This is a genomic window from Bathymodiolus thermophilus thioautotrophic gill symbiont (assembly GCF_003711265.1).
In the GTDB taxonomy this organism is placed as follows: Bacteria; Pseudomonadota; Gammaproteobacteria; order PS1; family Pseudothioglobaceae; genus Thiodubiliella.
In genome coordinates, this window is record NZ_CP024634.1 from 1,471,034 (window position 1) to 1,492,491 (window position 21,458).

Annotated in this window: 1 protein-coding gene; it reads left to right on the top strand. The window is 43.4% G+C overall.

Features of this window, described 5'->3' with window-relative positions:
* The first annotated feature begins 73 nt into the window (after positions 1–73).
* Positions 74–21,280, top strand: coding sequence for a C80 family cysteine peptidase (locus tag MS2017_RS05355; protein WP_122951511.1), 21,207 nt, complete (start codon positions 74–76; stop codon positions 21,278–21,280).
* The last annotated feature ends 178 nt before the right edge of the window (positions 21,281–21,458 follow it).

Here is a 21,458-nt window from a genome sequence, read left to right on the forward strand (position 1 = left end):
TTCAAAGTCATTCCTTATCACCAAACAACAACACTTCACCTACTAACCACTCACCCACAAACCCAAGGCTCCCATGGGCTCCGTAGTAAACATATTCAGATCCGTTGTCGACAGCATTGTATACTTTGTAACCGGCAGTTATGTTGGAGATGATGGCGATAACACACTAACTGCGCTTGGTTTTGCCGTATGGGGGGATGGTGTTTATATGCATGGGGGGAATGACACGGTCTATGCTGCCAGTTTAAAGCTTGATGTTTATGACACTTGGGGAGACTTGAGTATTTATGGTGCTGCTGGCCTTATGAATATCAATAAAAGCGATTGGGGCAATATGTCTGTGACGGGTCTTTCTGGAGCAATGACTTTGCGACATACGGGTCGATCGGGCAATATTAATTTTGATGGTGCAGCGGCAAGTAACGATGTGTATCGTCATGGCAATACAGGTAATATTTCATTTTTAGGTATTGGTATTTCAAATAGGGTGATCAACGATGTCAAGTATGGCAATATTGATTTCACAGGTGCCGGTATGTCGAATGTGGTGGAACGACGAGGTGGAGAGCGTGGCACTATTAATTTCAAAGGTGCTGGTGCGTTAAACAAAGTTACCAACACTGCCAACCAAGGCAATATCTATTTCAGTGGCATAGGTGCTTACAACAAAGTAGAACGACGAGGCATTTCAGGCAACATTGTTTTCACAGGTGCAGGCTTTTACAACAAAGTGACCAATATCACGCACCAAGGCAACATTAACTTTAGAGGCATTGGTGGATACAACAAAGTAGAACGACGAGGCGGATACAAAGGCAATGTCTTCTTCAAAGGTGTGGGCATAGGTAATCATGTTATCAATACAGCCGAATATGGCAACACCGACTTTATTGGCGGTGGCGGTGCCAATGTTGTCAAACATTCTGCCAATGGCAACCTTTCGTTTAAAGGCATTGGCGTTATCAACAAAGTTGATCACACAGGGGATTATGGCAATATGACCTTTATAGGCGGTGGCGGTGGTAACTTTATTACCCGTTCTGGTATAAAAGGCAATGGAGATTTAACCATCTTAGGTGGTGGCAATATCGTTACTTGGTCAACAGATGGCAAATTAAAAGCAAAACTCGGCGGCTTCCGTTTAAACAAAATAGACAGATACGGTCGTGGCGATACAAATTTAATACTTATCTCTCTAGGCAATATCGTCAATGTAGATGTTAGCAAAGGTGATTTAAGTTTGACAGGTATTGGCATAGCCAATATTGTTACCTACAAAGGACACGGCACCTTAAGTGCTGAATTGTTCGGTGGTGCCAATATCATCACCAGAGAGGGCACTGGAGATTCCATACTCCATCTTTTGGCTGGTGCCAATGTCTTCACTGATTTTTCTACAGGCGACATTAGCGGCTCTTTACTCGGCGGTTTGAATGTGGTTACCAAAGACGGCAATGGCGACATTAACATATCTATGTATGGCGGTGGCAATGTCCTCACCCACATCGGCGATGGCGATATTCAAACCAGAATGCTTGGCGGCGCCAATGTTATTACCAAATCAGGTAATGGCGATATAATAGCCCTGTTGTTCGGTCTTGCCAATGTCGTTACCCACATCGGCAATGGCAATGTTTATTTACTTATGCTAGGCATAGGCAACATTGCCACCAAAGTCGGTGATGGCGATGTTATTGTCGGTATGTTTGGCACTGGCAATGTCCTCACCCATGTCGGCAACGGCATGACTGCTGCATTAATGATATCCACAGGCGCTAACTTTTTCACCAAAGTTGGCAACGGTGCTACATTGGCAGTTATGTTTTCATTAGGGGGTAATATTTTTACCCACATTGGCGATGGTCCAAGTGCTGTATTGATGATAGGGGGACAAGCCAATATCTTTACTAAAATTGGCAACGGCGCCTCAGTCGCAATCATGCTTGCAGGCACTGCCAATGTTTTCACCCACATTGGCAACGGCTTTAGTGCCGCTTTAATGATAGGCGGATGTACCAATGTCTTTACCAAAGTTGGCAATGGCACCACCTTAGCAACCATGATTGGAGGGGGTAATATTTTTACCCATATCGGCAATGGATTCTCAGTTGCATTTGCCGTTGGTGAAGCCAATATTGTTACCAAGATTGGCGCAGGCAATCTAATAACAGCCGCCATCGGCCAAGCCAACATTGTGACCCATATTAATTTAGCAGGCAGCAGCGATGGCAACACCGTTAGCCTAGTAATAGGCCAAGCAAACATCGTTACCCGAATCTCTTCATTGGCAGACTTCAGCGTTACCGTGTCCCCACTTGACGCTATCGTTTCAGACCCCGTTTTAGAAAGACATCGTCTGTTCCCAAGAGGAGACATCTTCTCTGCCCCACAAAAATTCTTAGAATCAGGCTTTGACGCACTCAAAGCCACTGGCGCTGCATTACTCGGTAGCAACAACGAAGGCAGTATGGTCACATTTGCTGTAGGCCGAGCCAATATCATTACCCATGTCGGTAATGGCGCTATGCTAGGTGTTGGCATTGGCGATGCTAATGTCATCAGCAAAGTCGGTCTCGGTCAAACCATACAAGCTGGCATCGGTCGACTTAATATACTCACCTCAGTTGGCGACAACGACAGTTTGCAAATTGGCATTGGCGAAGGCAATTTGATAACCAAAGTCGGCTCTGGCCACAGCGCAATGGTTGCCATCGGCAAAGCCAACATTACCACCAAAGTCGGCGACGGCTTCCATGTCGGGCTTTCCATCGGTAAATTCAATGTCAACACCCTTGTTGGCGATGGCATCGCCGTCAACGCTTTGATTGGCAAATACAACCTCAACACCCGCGTCGGACACGGTGTTAATGTCGCTGTTATGAAAGGCGATTACAACATCAATGTACGCTATGGCGATGGTATGAATGTCGCCTTAGCCGCAGGCAAAGGCAACATCACTGTCAAAATCGGCGACGGCGATTTCTACGGCGCTATGATTGAAATACGCACCAACAAACAAAGCGTTACCGCCAAAATGAAAGCCCTAATGCAAGGCATGCTGTCTAACTTAAAAGAAACCGCCAAAAGTGTCTTAGTCAGCCAAACCATCGGCACAGTCATCAACGGCGATGAAGCAGACACAACCAAACTCCGTGGCACCAGCCACTCCACCCCCAAAACAAAAACCGAATACACCCAAAATGTAAACTCTGCCAATAAAGACATTGACCAATCACAATACCAAGACACAGACGCCAACGAAGATTCAGATATAGACACCCAATCAAGCAAAGACAAGCAAACCGTCAACACTTTAAAATCCGATACACGAGTCAACGAAGAAGACGCCAATCATGACGCACAAACAGTAACAGCCTTTTTAAACAATAACAACAATAGTTTAATACCAACTCAAACTCAAACTCAAACTCAAAGCCAAAGACAAGGACAAGGTCAAAACCAAAGTCAAACACATTCCACCGGACTCGACGAACTAAACCAAAGTGGACAAAGCGATTACCACAACAGTTATACACAATTCGGCAACACCGACAAAATAACAAACGGTGCTAATCAAGACATTGAAAACAGCAAAGGTGGCATTGACAAAAGCAAAAGCAAAACACAACAAGAGCTCAACAATGTCAAACAACGCAACCAAAAGAATCAATTACACCAACAAAAGGAACAACAAGGCGCCAGTCAACGCTTGGGCGATGCCCATCTAAAAAATCAAGAAATCGGCAGCAAAGCCATCAAGCAAAAAGGACCTGCCTTAGTTGCCATGAAAGTCTATCCAACAAGCCAACACCCAGCCACCAAAAGTGTTTTTGAAATAGGCGATAAAGTCATGATTGCCTTAACCATGGACAGAGCCATGAAATACCAAGAAGGCAAAGCAAAATACGCTGCCGACTCCAAGGTCATCATCAACGGCTTGGTCTTCTCCCTTTGTGCCAACAAAGGGTTTGCCGACCCCTCTACCAATCCAGATGAAATCACAGTAAAAAACACACAATTAATCTTTGAACACACCGTCCAAATCAACGATGCCTTTACCCAAGGCAAAAGTTTTGCCATTCAATCCTTCTCCGATCTCATCATCAGTGGCATCTCTGACAACGACGGCTATCCGCCTACTTTTACCAACATCATTTACCCCATCTCACTCAACAACACCATTGCCACTAAATTTGACCAACGCAACTTAAGCGTATCTGGCAATACATTCCAAGGTTATACCATTAGCAAAGAATCAAGCGATGCCTCTTGGAATACCGATGCCTTTTCTCAAGAAAGTTTTGTCGGCGATGGCTATGCTATTTTTACCCTAAACGCCACCTCTGCCAGAAAAGGCTTGATGCTCGGCCTGTCCACCGACAACCCAGATGGCAGTTACAAAACCATTGAACACGCCGTTTTTATTCACAACAACAAAATAAAAGATGTCCGCAACAACAACACCAAATACACCGATTTAAATTATCGCTACCAAGCAGGCGACCAAATTAAGATTGAACGCCACGGCACCACCATTCGCTATTACCACCTCGACCACAACGGCAACACCCTCCGCATACTCGCCACCCAAACCGGCATATCCGCCACCTCAGCACTACACATTGACACCTCCATCAAAGACAAAAACCTTACCCTTACCAATGTAAAGCTAGTCAAGGGACTAAGCAACATAAGCCCATACACCATAGATGTACACGCACCAAAACCCATTGCCGATGCTTGGCACATAAAAGGTGAAACCAGCCACACAAACAACACAAGTAACACAGACAACACAAACAACATCCTAACCATTGGCGACAAAATCAAAGTAACCCTCACCTTAAATGAAGCCGTTACCTTAGCCAAAGTTGGCAGCAACAAAATTATGATTGCTGGCAAAGCCTTCTTATTAACCGGTGAAAACAACACCAGCACCAACACCCTAGAATTTGTCTATACCATTCAAGCAAACGACACAATAGGCACCAAAGACTTTAATATCGATAACCAATACGACATCACCCTAACTGATGTTAAAGACACAGACGGCAACAACATCGACTTCAGCAGTATTACCAGCCCCATACAATTCTCCAAAACATCACTTGACACCAATTTTGATATCGGCGGTGGCAACAGAATAACCCGCACCAACGACACTTATGAAAAAACCTCTGGCGCTGGCTGGAATGCCGATGTTACCTCTGCCAAAGGCTTTGTTAACGACGGCTATGTCATCGCCAAAATTGGCGCCCTTGGCAAAAGCATGATGCTTGGACTCTCCAGTGACGACACCGACAATTCTTATGGCAGCATAGATTATGCTTTGTATGCAGATGGCGGTATCGGCAGTAAGTTTGTCATCTATGAAAATGGCGATCGTAAAAAAGACACCGGTGTTGCTTATGCCATTGGCGACTATATGAAAGTCGTTCGTTCAGGCACCAGCATAAAGTATTACCACATCAAAGCCGCCGACGGCCCCCTTGCCAAAGGCACTTTACTTTACACCTCCAAAAAAACCTCAAATGCCAACACCCAATTGTTCTTAGACAGCGCCTTTCTCAGCGTAGGTGCCAAATTGTCAGCAATGCAAATATTCAGCAACAATCATCTGCCATTCTCAGTAGATGTCTACGCACCCAAACCCATCAGCACCAACGCATGGCAAATAGACACCACAACCGCCGATAACAACGGCGTCTTCACCCTCGGCGATAAAATCAAATTAACCCTCACCATAGACGAAGCCGTAACCTTAGCCAAGGTTGGCAGCAACAAAATTATGATTGCTGGCAAAGCCTTCTTATTAACCGGTGAAAATGGCACCGTTACCAACACACTGGTATTCACTTACACCGTTCAAATCAACGACAAAATTGACGCTCAGTACTTTAACATCAGCAACAAAAACGACATTATTCTCAACAATGTCACAGACAGCGACGGCAACAACATTAATTTTGACAGCATCACCTACACCACCCCCGTCAAACTGTCTAACACCTCACTTGACAACAACCTAACCATCAGCAGTGATAAACGCATCACCTTAACCAACGGCGTTTATGAAAAAACCACCAATGCCGGCTGGAACAGCGATGTAACCTCCACCAAAGGCTTTGTTAACGACGGCTATGTCATCGCCAAAATTGGTGCCCTTGGCAAAAGCATGATGCTTGGACTCTCCAGTGACGACACCGACAATTCTTACGGCAGCATAGATTATGCTTTGTATGCAGATGGCGGTATCGGCAGTAAGTTTGTCATCTATGAAAATGGCGATCGTAAAAAAGACACCGGTGTTGCTTATGCCATTGGCGACTATATGAAAGTCGTTCGTTCAGGCACCACCATAAGGTATTACCACATCAAAGCCGCTGACGGCCTCCTTGCCAAAGGCACTTTACTTTACACTTCCAGCAAAACCTCAAATGCCAACACCCAATTGTTCTTAGACAGTGCCTTTCACAGCATAGGTGCTAAGTTATCAGAGATGCAAATATTAAGTGGCAACAAACCCACTCTTTCCGTCGATGTTTACGCACCAAAACCCACTACCAACGCTTGGCACATAGACTGCGAACCCGCCAACAGCAAAGGCATCTTTACCATTGGCGATACCATCAAAGCAACACTCACTTTAGACAAACGCGTTACCCTTGCCAATGTCGGTCGCAATAAAATCGTGGTTGCCGGCAAAGAATTCCTTTTAACAGGTACCAACGGCACCGTTACCAATACCTTAGATTTTACCTACACCATTCAAGCCAACGACAAACTGATTGCCACCAGTATGCGTTACGATGTTCTTTTAACAGGCGTGGTAGATGACAAAGGCAATTCAGTGGATATGAGCAATGCCACCAGCCCTGTTGGACTGAGCAACAAATTGATTGACACCGACCTTGTTATTAACACCAAACCTCTTATTGCCAGTTTTCATTCATTTGTTTTGCCTAACTTGAGCACCATAACACACACAGATGGCGTGTATGAAAAAATCCTTGCAAGCAATTGGAACACCAATGTCACTTCCGCCAAAGGCTTTACCAATGATGGCTATGCCATCGCCAAGATTGGCTCCCTTGGCAAACACATGAGAGTAGGGCTCTCAAGTGTCAATACCAACAACAGCACCCATAATATGGATTATGCTTTGTATGTGTCCGACAATACCTTTTTAATCTATGAAAAAGGTCATTACAAAAAAGACACACAAGTGAGTTATGCCGTTGGCGACTATATAAAAATCGCCAGATCAGGCAGCACCATCAAGTACTACCACATTAAGGCAGCTGACGGCGCACTTGCCAAAGGCACCTTACTCTACACTTCAAACAACACCTCAAATGCCAACACCCAATTGTTTTTAGACAGTTCTCTTTATGGTGCAGGTGCCAAATTATCAAACATGCAAATATTTAGTGGCAGTCATGTGGCATTTTCAGTGGATGTTTACGCCCCCAAACCCACCAAGGACGCTTGGCACATCAGTGGTACTGTTAACGACCAAGGTGCTTTTGCCCTTGGCAATGAAATTAAAATAACCCTAAACATCGATGAAGCCGTTACCTTAGCCAAAGTTGGCAGTAACAAAATCATTATTGCTGGCAAAGAATTCCTCTTAACCGGCACCAATGGCACCGTTACCAAAACCTTAGAGTTTGCTTACACCGTTCAACTTAACGACAAAATCAACAGCGCCTTTTTAATTGACAACAAAGACGACATTGTCTTAACCGACATCAAAGACACAGACGGCAACAGCATCGACTTTGGCAACCTCTCTAACGGCATAGACATCACCCCCAACAGCCAAAACCTTGCCCTTAACAACAAAGGACTGGCAACAATCACCACCAACATCACCCGCTGGTATGCCAACAACACCAACAGCAACATTCAACGCATGACCGATGGCAACACCCGTGCAAACGGTGCACTAGATTATGCCACACATCCAAAAAATGCCGATGGCAAACACATCTTATTTGATTTTAAAGGGGTTAATTACAACAACGGCAGTTTTAAGTTGTATAACCGCAAAATCCTAACCAGTAGAATCAACGGCTCAGTCGTTGAGTTCCTCAAAGACGGCGTCGTGGTTTCCATCCGCACCATCAACGATGCTGGCAATGTTATTGAAATCACCCCCAGCAGTGACATTGTCTTTGATCAAGTCAAACTCACCTTTAGTGGCGATTTACAAAACTTCCGTGAAGTTGAAATCTTTGGCAAAAACGCCAGCCTATCAATAGACGCTGGCGCCCCAGAGCCCCTAAAACATAACGCTTGGCGTATCAATAGAGACATTGCCGATAGCGGTGGCGCCTTTACCGTTGGCAATGAAATCAAAGTAACCTTACGCTTAGACGAAGCCGTTACCCTCGCCAAAGTTGACAGCAACAAAATCACCATCGCCAACAAAGACTTCTTCTTAACAGGCACCAACGGTGATACCACCAAGACCCTAACATTCACTTACACCGTACAAGCCAATGACAACATCAACGCCGAAGATTTTAACATCAACAGTAAAAAAGACATTGTCCTAAATGACATCAAAGACACCGACGGTAACAACATCAACTTCAGCAGTATTACCGGCGCCGTCTCACTCGCCAATGCATCCCTTAACACCGACTTTGTCATTGGCGGTAATAATAGAATAACCCACATCAACGGCGTTTACAAAAAAACCGCCAACGCCAACTGGAATGCCGATGTCGCCTCCACCAAAGGTTTTGTTAACGACGGCTATGTCATCGCCAAAATTGGCGCATCCAACAAAAAAGTAATGCTCGGCCTATCAAGCAACAACAGCAACAATTCTTACGACAGCCTAGATTACGCCCTATACGCCGACCCCGGCACCAACAAGACACTTATCGTCTATGAATCCAGCGAACGCATATACTGCACAGGCGTAACCTACGCCAAAGGCGACTACATGAAAGTCGTTCGCTCAGGCACCAGCATAAAGTATTACCACATCAAAGCCGCCGACGGCCCCCTTGCCAAAGGCACTTTACTTTACACCTCCAAAAAAACCTCAAATGCCAACACCCAATTGTTCTTAGACAGCGCCTTCCACGATGTCGGCGCCACATTGTCAGAAATGCAAATATTTAGCGGCAACTATTCAGCACTTTCCATCGATGTACACGCCCCCAAACCCATCACAAACGCCTGGCACACCAACAGCATACCCAACAACAGCGACAACGACAACAACACCAAAAAAAGCAAAAACATAAGCAAAGGCGTCTTCACCCTCGGCGACCAAATCAAAGTAACCCTAACTCTAGATAAACGCATCACCCTCGCCAATGTCGGCAAGAACAAAGTCATCATTGCCGGCAAAGAATTCCTCTTAACAGGCGTCAACGGCAAAATCACCAACATCCTAGAGTTCGCTTACACCGTTCAAGTCAACGACAAAATTGATACCGCCTTTCACATTAACAACAAAAACAACGACATTGTCCTAATCGACATCAAAGACACAGACGGCAACAACATCAACCTTAACAAGGTTCCCAACAGCATAGACATCATCCCCAACATACAAAACCTAAGCCTCAGCAAACAAGGATTGGCAACCATCAGCACCAATGTTAGCAGTTGGTACACCGATGACGCCGCCACCAACATTCAACGCATGACCGATGGCAACACCAGTGCAAGCGGTGCCCTAGATTATGCCACACACCCCATGTATGCCGACGGCAAACACATTTTGTTTGATTTTGGCGCAGCCAACTACAGCAACGGCAGTTTTAAACTCTACAACCGCGAAAGTTTCACCAACAGAATCAACGGCTCAGTCGTTGAATTCCTCAAAGACGGCGTCGTGGTACTCAGCCGCACCATCAGCAATGCCGGCAACATTGTCACCATCACCCCCGCAACCTATGTTATCTTCGACCAAGTCAAACTCACCTTTAGCGGCGATGCACAAAACTTCCGTGAAATTGAAATCTTTGGCAAAAACTCAAACCTATCCATCGATTCCGGCGCCCCAGAACCCCTAAAAAACAACGCTTGGCACATCAACAGAGATGTTGCCGACAGCAACGGCGAATTCAATGTTGGCGATGAAATCAAAGTAACCCTAACCCTAGACGAAGCCGTTACCCTCGCCAAAGTTGGCAGCAACAAAATTATTATCGCCAACAAAGCCTTCTTCCTCACAGGCGCCAACGGCACAATCACCGACACATTAGAGTTCACCCACACCGTTACAATCAACGACCAAATCAACGCCAAAGATTTTGACATCGACAACAAAAACGACATCATTCTCATCAATGTCAAAGACACACACGGCAACAACATCAACTTCAGCAACATCACCCGCTCCATAGAACTCGCCAACATCCCCCTTGACACCAACTTTAACATTAACAACAGCAACACCAGCACCAACGACAACACCAATAACAATAACAATAGCAACAACATAATCCACACCGGCAACCTCTACGAAAAAACCGCCAACACCGGCTGGAACACCAACATCACCTCCGCCAAAGGCTTTACAGACAATGGCAGCGTTATCGTCAAAATAGGCAGCAACAACAAAGCCCTAATGGTTGGATTGTCTACCAACAACAACAGCGACAGCAACAACAATAATAACGACAACAACAACCCAACAACAAGTTTTGCCATCCACATCAACAACACCGGCAACATCAACGCCGTCTACGAAAACAACCAATGCGTCAAAGAATTCCCCACCGACCAATACCTCTACTCAGCAGGCGATTATCTAAAAATAGAACGAGACAACACAACCATAAACTACTACCTCATCAAAGCCAACGACCAAGCAACCAAAGGCACCTTACTCTACACCTCAAGCCAAATCTTAAGCGCCAACACCAAACTGTTCTCAAACAGCGCCTTACACGACATCGGCGCCCAAATATCCAACATCCAAATGTTTGACGACAACAAATCCTCACTCTCAATAAAAGCCAAAATGTCCACCTCAACAACCAACCCTCTAGGCGACAACGACACCTTCGACCAAACCTCTGGCAATTACCAACTTAACAACAACTCTAGAACAGGCACCTCCACCAATAACAACAACCCCAACAATCCCAATAACCCCAACAACCCCCAAAACACCCAAGAAGAACAAAACACCCAAACAGCACAAAAATGGTTCAAACCCACAATCAATCACCACTTCTTCCAAAACTTACCCTCCTCCCAAAACTTACCCTCCTCCCAAGCACCTCAAATCTTTATCATCACCGGCCTATCCAACGCAAATGTTGACCTAGCAATGCAACTCAAAACAAAACACGACATTGTCATCTACTACAACACCACCACCAACCAAATAGAATACCTCTACGGCCAAGAAAACGACATCGAAGTAACCCGCATAGAATACCACATCATCGCCAACGGCAAATCCATCAACACCCTAGTTGAAGACACCCTCAACAACACCTACACCGTCAACACCGACGACGACCCCGACGACGACATCGACACCCAAGCCATCGTCGCCCAACTACAACAAGCCATCACCACCAACAGAGCCAACACCAGACTCCACGCAAACTGGCTCACCAGACACAGTTTCGCAAAAAGAGGCCTACCCTTCACCCCAACCCCAACAACCCCCAACACCCAACCCAGCACCCAACCCAATACCCAGCCCAGTACCCAGCCCAACCCCCAATCCACCCAAAAAACATCCAAATACCAAAGCAACATCATCGTCCAAAACAGCAACGACCCCACCGTCATCGAAGCAGCCAACGCCTTATTCAACAAACACCCCACCACCAGCATCCTCGTCAAATTCGACCAAAACGGCAACCTCATCACCCTCAAAGGCGCCCCCTACACCCCCACAGGCGACACCCGCATTAACTTTGTCGACCACGGCACCAACCTAAGCCAAGAAGGCGCACAATCACTCGCAAACAAAGCCCAAACACTCCACCAAACCTACAGCAACACCAGCACCAACATCAAACGCATCGCCCTAGTAGGATGCAGCACCGACGGCGCCAACCAAGACCTCACCCGCAACTTCGCCAAGACCATTTATAACAACACCCCCGCACTAAAAAGTGCCGAAATAACCGGCAGACATGGAGATATACAAATCAACCCAGACGGCACCAAGACCATGGTTGTGGGGGGTGAAAAGATGATTTATCAGTGGAATGCTGATTTGGATATCGTTACCCAGCAAACTGAAGAGTCTAAGCGGGTGGCTGAGGTGTTGAGTGGGTTGAAACTGGGTGGTGCAGATTCCGAAGGCTCATCTGACACTATTGATATAGATAGCATCCCAGACACATTAACCAATAGAGAAATAGACATAGAAAATTTTATTGGATCGGGTGTATATAAAACTGCCCACGATTTGAAAAATCAACCTGATTTATTGGTTTTGTTATTGAAACAACAGAGTCCAGCCACCATTATTGAAGACGAAATAAAGTTGTTAGCTCAGCTAGATTCTCTTGGTATAAAAACACCTAAGCGTTATAAGCAAATCACATTTGTAAATAGATCTAATACCAAGGGACGCAGTCCGGTTGTGCAAAATGGTTTGGTTGTGCAAAAAATTAAAGGTGCACATGAGGTAAGGTTGCCTTACAAAGCTAGAATGTTATTAACAAGCCCATTTTATACAGAAAGGTTTAATAATAGCAACAATCAAACCTTAAAAGATATCAAGCATTTGCAAAAAATATTTGCAGCGAACCCCAATTTATATGTGTTAGACTTTCAAGGGCTTATTGCTGAAGATGGTCAATTCTACATTATGGATCCACTTGATGTCAGCACCAATAGCAGCGGCAATAATAATCATGTGGATCAGTTAGATGCTTTACAGGCATTTGAACAATGTGTTTTACAGCGCCACAAACGCTTTACCGACAAAACACTCAATCATATTACCTATGTTGACAAACAACTTTGGGAGTCACCTGATGATGCACTAAAACAACAAATGCTAAGCGATGCACAGAAAGATAAAAATAAAATCATTGTTACTTATGATGTTGTTACAGGTCAGAAAAAGATTGTCCATCGCCCAAGGCACAGTCAAAGATTGACTTTTAATACCGTTGAAGTCATTGCCCGTGACACTGAAACCCAAAGTGTTGATTTGAAAAAAGATTGCCTTAATTTTGCTAAGGAACAAGGCTGGAGACAAAGTAAAAATTCAGCTTTTCGTACAAACACCCTTGAAGGATATGAAGCCTTAAACCTTAAAAGCAATGGCAAAAATAAACACAACATTATCGTGTCAATTGGCAAAGATGAAATTACCAGGAATGCTGTTGAATCATTGCGTGGAAAACACCCTGAAAATAGCATTGTTGTGACACTTAACGAACAAGGTGAATTGGTTTTTCCAGACGGCCAGAAATTCATACCTGATTCGAGTGTACGAATCAATATTGTTGGACATCCAGAAGAATTGGAAAAGGTTGGTGCTGAAAAATTAGCAAATTACACGGATGAAATAGTGCAACGCTACAAGATAGATTCAGTGGATAGCCACGCCTATTTAAATCGTGCTGCTCTAGTAGGTTGTAACAACGGAGACCTTAGCAAGCGTTATGCCGAACAGCTTTATACACGAGAACACCTAAGAGGCGCCAGTGTTACCGGCAGATTAAGCGATATGCAAATTAATACAGATGGCTCTAAAACGATGAGTGATGACAACAAAAAAATCATTCATAGTTGGGATTATGGAAATAATAGGGCTGCCTGGATGACAGAAAGCTCTGCGAATGTTGGTGAAGTTTTAGCAAACTTAAGATTAGGATTGGGTGATACTACGCTGCCTGAAGATATACCCGATTCATTGAGTCATAACGATATAGACAAAAAAGCTGACAATGGCTCCATGAAAACTGCTTACACCCTAAAAGACCACCCCAATCTATTGTTCTTGCAATTAAACGCTGAAAAACCAATGAGAATCAAAAATCTAGAAAATGAAGTTGCCTGGGTTAATAAAATTCGAGAACTTGGCATTAAGACACCAAAATACTATAAAACCATTGTTATGACCGATCAGGATCATCAAAAGCACCATGGGATTTTGGTTGAACGCATTCCTGATGCGAGTGTTGTTAGAGCGGATATACTTGATTTAATGCAAAACGAAGATATAACAAAAAGAACTCTGGATGATATTCGAAGCTTATTGGACAAGTTTGAACAAAATCCAGATCTATATATTGCCGATCTTCAAATGCTAATGGGCGAAGATGGTCAGCTTTATGTTTTCGACCCAGGATCCGTTAACTCGCCAATAGATCGGCCTGATACTCGTGTCCATCAAGCCATAAGAAGAGCGAATATGAAGGGGCTTAGAGAGTTAAATGAAAAAGCAACAATTTTCCTTAAAAAATTCAATGAAAACAATAAAATGCATGCTGTTTTTGTTGATGAAGAATTGCTAAAAAAAGATCCAGAACTTAAAGAAAAATTAATAAATAAAGCAAAAAAACAACAAGACCTTGCTATTGTCAGTTACAACCTTGAAAACACACCTGTTAAACCCACTGTATTGTATCAACCAAACAACCCTCAACCAATTGATAGAATCGAAGTGATGACCGATAAAGACATTCTTCCCCCTAGTCAGTCTGATATGCTTTCTTTAGTGCAAGATATGCCCAATGTATCTGATGATATGATTTTTCGCTGTAGGCCTGTAGAAAATTTCAGCAATTACCAAACCAATATTATCGTTCAAAACGGCGATAGCGAAGTCGCAATTAAGGCTGCTCAAGACCTTGCGAATAAACATCCTGATAACAGCATTATTGTTCATTTTGATGCTGACGGCAAACTGGTTACACCAGCAGAAGAATTTTATACCCCTAAAGGCAATGTACACCTTAGTTTTGTTGATCGTGGTGTTAATTTCACCCAAGAGGGCGCACAAGCCTTAGCAGATAAAGTCAAAATACTCCAACAAACTTATGGACACACAACCAACATTGAACGCATTGCTTTGGTGAGTTGTGATACCGATAATGTTAACCAACCTCTAACCAAAGCCTTTGCTGAAACAATTTACAAGGACACCCCGACACTTGAAAATGTGGAAGTTGCTAGTAAAAAAACGCAAATAAAAAACAATCCTGATGACACCAAGGCCACGCCAACAAGCGACACCGAAATAGTTTATATTTGGGATAGCAATAAAAAGGAGGCTAATCTTTTACAAAGTGAAGGCAGCGACTCGCAATACAAAACCAACATCATATTTCAGTTAGAAAATAATGATGACATAGTCAAAAATGCCACCAATGCTTTAGCCAACAAACATCCAGAAAATAGTTATATTGCTAAAATAGAAAATGGCGATATTAAGATTTATAATGTAAATGGCAATGAAGTTAATGTTAATGTTGATGGTAAATATCGCATCAATGTAGTAGCCCATGGATCGTCAATGAGGGAAATGGGTGTTAATGAGTTATCTGATCATATCAAAAACTTACAAACAAAACTTAACATAAAGCAAACAGAAGAAGGTCGTATTGCCTTAGTTGGTTGTGAGACAGACAAATCACCAATTTTAAATGGCGCTTCATTTGACTCCACTTCTTTTACAAGACTGGTCGCAGAGAAATTATACGACAATGGCAGGGGTGCAACCAATGTAGAGGTAACAGGTAGAACAGCAGACATAGAAGTGGATGTCAATGGTAGAAAAATCATGCGCACAGGTGGTCAGAAAACTATTTACAGCTGGGACAGTGAGAACAATAACATTACCTCAGAAACTAAAAATGTTAAAACCACTGCCAATGTATTGACAAACCCATTGAACGATCTCAATGAAGAAATACAAAGGTTAGAAAAGCTGCTTGAAAGTAAAAAATTCCAATCTAGTAAACAAAGTAAACATTACAACATCTTGACTGACACTCTTAATGTTTTGCGTGAAGTGCAAAGAAATGGTTTGGAAACCTCTTTTGCTGAGTTAGAGCGAGTTAGGTCAGATTTCATTGCACATTTGGAAAAGAACCGAGGTTCAGAAATTTCAACAGAATTGAACAGAATATATTCTTCTTTAACAGATTTTACCTCCAGAGCCGAAGAGAAAGAAGAACGAAAGGAGTACACAGAGTTCGTATCACCTCTATATGAACAAATCGAGAAAGCCCAAGCATTGGAAGTTGATAAAAAGATTAAAGAATTGAATGGTATTTACAATCAGTTTTTAGCGCTTTCAAAGGGTGATGACCCTGAAATTTGTAAATGGGCTAAACAAGATAGTTTGGTTGTAAAGGAGCAAATTCAAACAGCCGAAAGATTTCAAACTACAGTTAAAGATTGGCCTCAAACCAAAATAAGGATGGACGGTGTAAATCCAATTGTAGGATATGAGCATCAAATTATTGTAACAATAGAAAATGATGCGACTTTGTCACGAATTGAAGGAAGAGAAGCAGAAAAATACCCACATAATACAACTATTATCCATATGGACAAAGACAGTAATTATACGGTTATATATGGCCCTAAATTAGATAAAATACCAAAAGGAGACCTCAAGATTATCATTAATGGGCATGGCTCTTCAAATGGAGTTTCCAATAGAAGCATTGAGGAAGTCGCTAGACATGTCGGCGTATTAAATCAGGCTGTTGGCGCTGGTTCTAGGGTGAAAAAAATCAGTTTAGCTGCTTGTTGCTTAGGAGGTGAATATGCAAAAAAACTTTTACCTGTTCTACAAAAAGAGGGGGTAAATAACACCAAAGTAAGCGTTAGATTAGATGTAGTAATCAGTTGGATCAATGGTAGGAGACTGGTGATTCAGCCAGAATCAGACTCACTTGGAGAATATCGTTCAAGCGAACTCAAAAAAACTTATGCTTTCAATGAAAAAGGCGACATAGTTCTTGTCGACTCTTACACAGATGAGCATTACGATGTTGTTCTTTCTGTTGATAAAGATGGGGCGCCAAAAATAGAACGCACTTATGGTGATAAGCACATTAATGAATTGCAAGGCAACTTAAAAATTCATGTCAAAGCTGGGAACTTCGATGAAACTCAAAAAATGTTACATCAGTTTAAAGGAGATCTGCCTCCAGGTGCCTCAATGGCACATATTAGCATCAAAACACAAAAAGGCAATAGTTGGCTTTCTGAGCACGATACATTGAAGCAGGGGCAAATTTTGGATAATCTTGGTAAAGACTTTGGTGCAAGTATTTTGATGTACTCGGATCCTGGGGATAGTCAAATAACAATGGCTACTCGTGATAGAAGCTCTGAAGTAAGCATTATTAAAGGGCATTCAATATTTGATATGGATCCCACAATGCCAGAAAATGTTATAGAATTATCAGAAAAGACAGATACAAAGATGCAATACTTAAGATATAAGGATAATACATTTGATTCTGGCGTTGAAATAAAGATCCTCCACAGGACGAGAGATATTCTCACAATAGAAGAAATTTTAAAAAACTTAACACTTGTATCGGAAGTCACTCAACAACCTGTGCGCAATATAAACATCGATGTACTTGAAGGCACAGATTTCAATCATTACAAGGAACTGATTAAAACATTATGTGATAAATATAAAGTTGGAATCAGTGTACGGTCACAGTCAACACTAGAAAGTAACGACATTAAACCGTGGCTATCAATCTTCCCTGGAGATTCCGACATATCTCTGCACAATCTTCATCACCTAGCCGAAACCACCCCCCACCAAGACACCCCCCTCCACAACTGGGCTGACTTAAGCCAAGAACAAATCAACAAACTAACCACAGAAGCCCAAAAACCCCAACCCAGCCTAGCCAACCACGACCACCAAGTCCTCATTCAAACCGAAGCCGATGGCAATGTTAGAGACAGTACCTTTAGACTCGCCTCTAAACACCCCGCACAAACCACCATTGTGCAAATGCAAAAAGACGGCACCCATCAAGTGGTTTACGGCCTTGATCTTGAGGATATTACCGGCAAAGTCAAAATGGTGGCTGTGGGTTATGGCAGAGAGAAGGGCGGCGCACAAACCATGGGTGGCAGAACTGCCGATGAATTAAGTGCAAATATTACCGAACTCAATCGAGCCTTGGCAGGCAATGCAGACATACAACGCATTAGCATCGTTGGTTGTAATATGGAATCAGACAATCCTACTGACAATAACGACAGTCAATACGGCAGAAGAATGGTCGAAAAACTCAGTCAATCAAACATCAAAGCCCCTGTTGCTGTTAGAAGCAGTTATGTTGCTGTTGATGAAAACGGCAGAAAACTAACTTCAAACACAGGTGCAGGCAATTGGATGCACAAAGACAGTGCTGCCAAAACCGTTTACAGTCTTGGCGCAACTGGCGCTGTGGTTAGCAGAGTGTATAACGACGAAGGCACTTTGATTAAATACAATGGCAGACGCTTAAACGAAGACTTGGATAATGACAAAAACACACAAGGTGCAGAAAATCAAGAAACAAGCGACAAGCACGCTCAAGGGCAAGGGCAAGGGCAATCAGAATCGGAAACAGAAACAACCAAACAAAAACTAGACGATATCGACAAACGCCAAACTGATTTTGCCAATTCCGTTAACCAAAATAAACTCAGAAGATTGCCCAATGGCAACGCCCCTGCCAATAACGACAATGAAAACACCAAAACAGGCGGTATGTCCGCCCCCGCTCTCAATGTGCAAATCGATATCGGCGGTGGCGACCACGCCTCTCTCTTCGGTGGCTCTACCAATGTAGATGTCAAAGTCGGCAACGGCGCACACCACACACTGATGTACGGCAGCAACAATGTTTTAGTCAGCATCGGCGATATAGGCGACAGCAGTCGTTTTGTTGAAATAGGGGGCTATCGTGCATTAGAAGGTGTGCAAATCTTAATAGGCACTAAAAATGTCGTGGTCAACCACGGCGTTAGAAACGACCTAATCATTGCCACCGACCCTTCCTTCCCCATGATTCCATTTGTCAATCCTTTTGACGGCTCTGCCAATATCTTAGGCTCTTTACAAGGTATGGCAGACATAAGCAACTCTGGACAAAACGCCTTATGGAGTTGGAAGAAAACCAAGAAGTTTGCCACCAGCATGAGTTCCTTAGACAGAACCAGCGACACCAACTATGAGAAAATCTTAATCAGTGGCGGTCAAAACGCAGTCTCTGACCGAGGGTTAAAATACGACATAGAAATGGCACTCAACAAACAAGCCAATAACTTTATGCAGCGTGAAAGCAAACGCCAACAAGCAAAGCAAAACTTCAAAGAACACATCAGCAACTTTAGTTTAAACCTCACAATCGGCGGACAAGGCTCCGACATCCTCATTGGCAACGGCAATTTTAGTTTTATGTTCGGCGATACCTTCTCCTCTGTTTTAGACACCACCGTCGCCTCCTTGTTCGGCATCATGCAACAAGGCTACACCTTAGACGGCCAACCCAAAACCACCTTTACTTACACCCCCAGCAATGTCAAAACCAAACTGATTAACGGCATTCTCAACGGAATGGCATCCCAAGCAAAAGACATCACCTTCGGCGACATACTGGGTTACAAATACACCAACTTCGGTCACATCTACAAAGCCGTAGCCAACACCCCCGATTTATCCCTATCAAATTTATTAAAAGAACTCCTAGGCACCGTATCCGACACCTTTAGCAACTCCATTACCGCCTTATCTGAACCAGAACGCATTGTTAAGGCATTAGTCGCTGGAGGAGAATCGTTCAAAGACATGGGTGAAAACACTTTAGATGCATTAGGCATTAAAGACAAAGATAAGGACGATGATGATGACAATAACGACGACGATAATAACAATGATAACAATGAAAACAACAAAGACAAAGACAACAACACAAACACAGGAGACAACGACAGCGAATCCAAAAAGAACAAAAGCAACAAAGCCTTCGGCTTTAGCGGTCTCAAACTCCCCTCATTGTTTAATATGTTCACACCCAATCTAATCAAAACCCTAAGCAGTTTACCAGAACTGGCAGAAACCCTATCCAGCAGCATCTCCACAGACTCTGCCAACATAAAAGACAAAGCACTTGAGCTTTTCTCCGACATTGGCTTTATGTCCAATGACGGCGATTTGTTCTTCAACATAGGTGCCCAAAACTTCGCATGGGGTGGCGACGGCAAAGACCTATTTGCACTCATGGGCACCAACAACAATGTCTGGGGTGGCAAAGGCGATGATGTCGCCTATGTCATTGGCGAAGGCAACACCATCAGCGGCAACCAAGGCGATGACAGCGCCGTGTATGTCGGACAAAACCACATGTTTATTGGTGGCGAAGGCGATGACATTGGCGTTGCCTCAGGTCGCTACAACACTTTGTTTGGCGGTACCGGCAGAGACCAACTTTGGGCATTTGGAGAGGGCGCCTATATCACCGGCAACGAAGGCGATGACTATCTAGTATCCACTGGCAATTATGGCAAAATTCACGGTCACACTGGCGATGACATCGGTATTTTAATCGGTGCTCACAATGTCATGGACTTAGGCAAAGGTAATGACCACGGCAAAGTATTTGGCAACAAAAACATCGTTTATCTACGCGATGGCAACGACGAACTAGAAGTCGCCAGCCATCAGTCTTCTATTATGGCAAACGCCGGCGATGATTCTTTATATATGCACAAAAACTCAAGCGACAACAAGATTGACGCAGGATCAGGTGATGACTTATTGTATTTAGGCGGCACAGAAAACAAAGTTACTGGTGGCACAGGCGCCGATATATTCATCGTTGGCAACGACAACATCTTTAGCACAATCATCACCGATAAAGACGATTACATCGCTTTTGATTTAGACAGTTATCAAGACACCATGTATTACAAAAGCAACAACAACCTTTTGATTAAACACCGATCGTTAATAAAACCCAACAAAGCCGACAGCGATTACCAAAGCGACAACACTGGCGTTGACATCGCCAAACAATACCGCAACCAAGAAGGCAGCGTGTTAATTGAAGACTATTTTGCCAATAGCAACAGCAATGAAAGCGCAAAAATCTGCATCAGCATTGACACCAACAACGACCGCTATCACTATTTAGACAAGGCACAAATCAGTAAGTTAGTTGAATACATGTCATCCTTTGATTCCTTTGCTGATACCGAAGGTGTGGCTAACTATAAAAGAGAGGTTAATCAATTGTGGTCTGGTGCGAAGGTTGGCTATAATATGCCTGAAGTTATGAAGAGTTTGGCTTGATAAAACAAAAGAAAAAAAAGAAAAAGAAAAAGAAAAAAAGGGAAAAGGAAAAAAGGAAAACAAGAGCAATTCTACACTAGGAACAATATTTATGACACACAACCCTTCTTACAAAAAAAATATAAGTTATTATAGAAACACAAGTTATTATCAAAAACCCACTTTTAACCCTCTATAT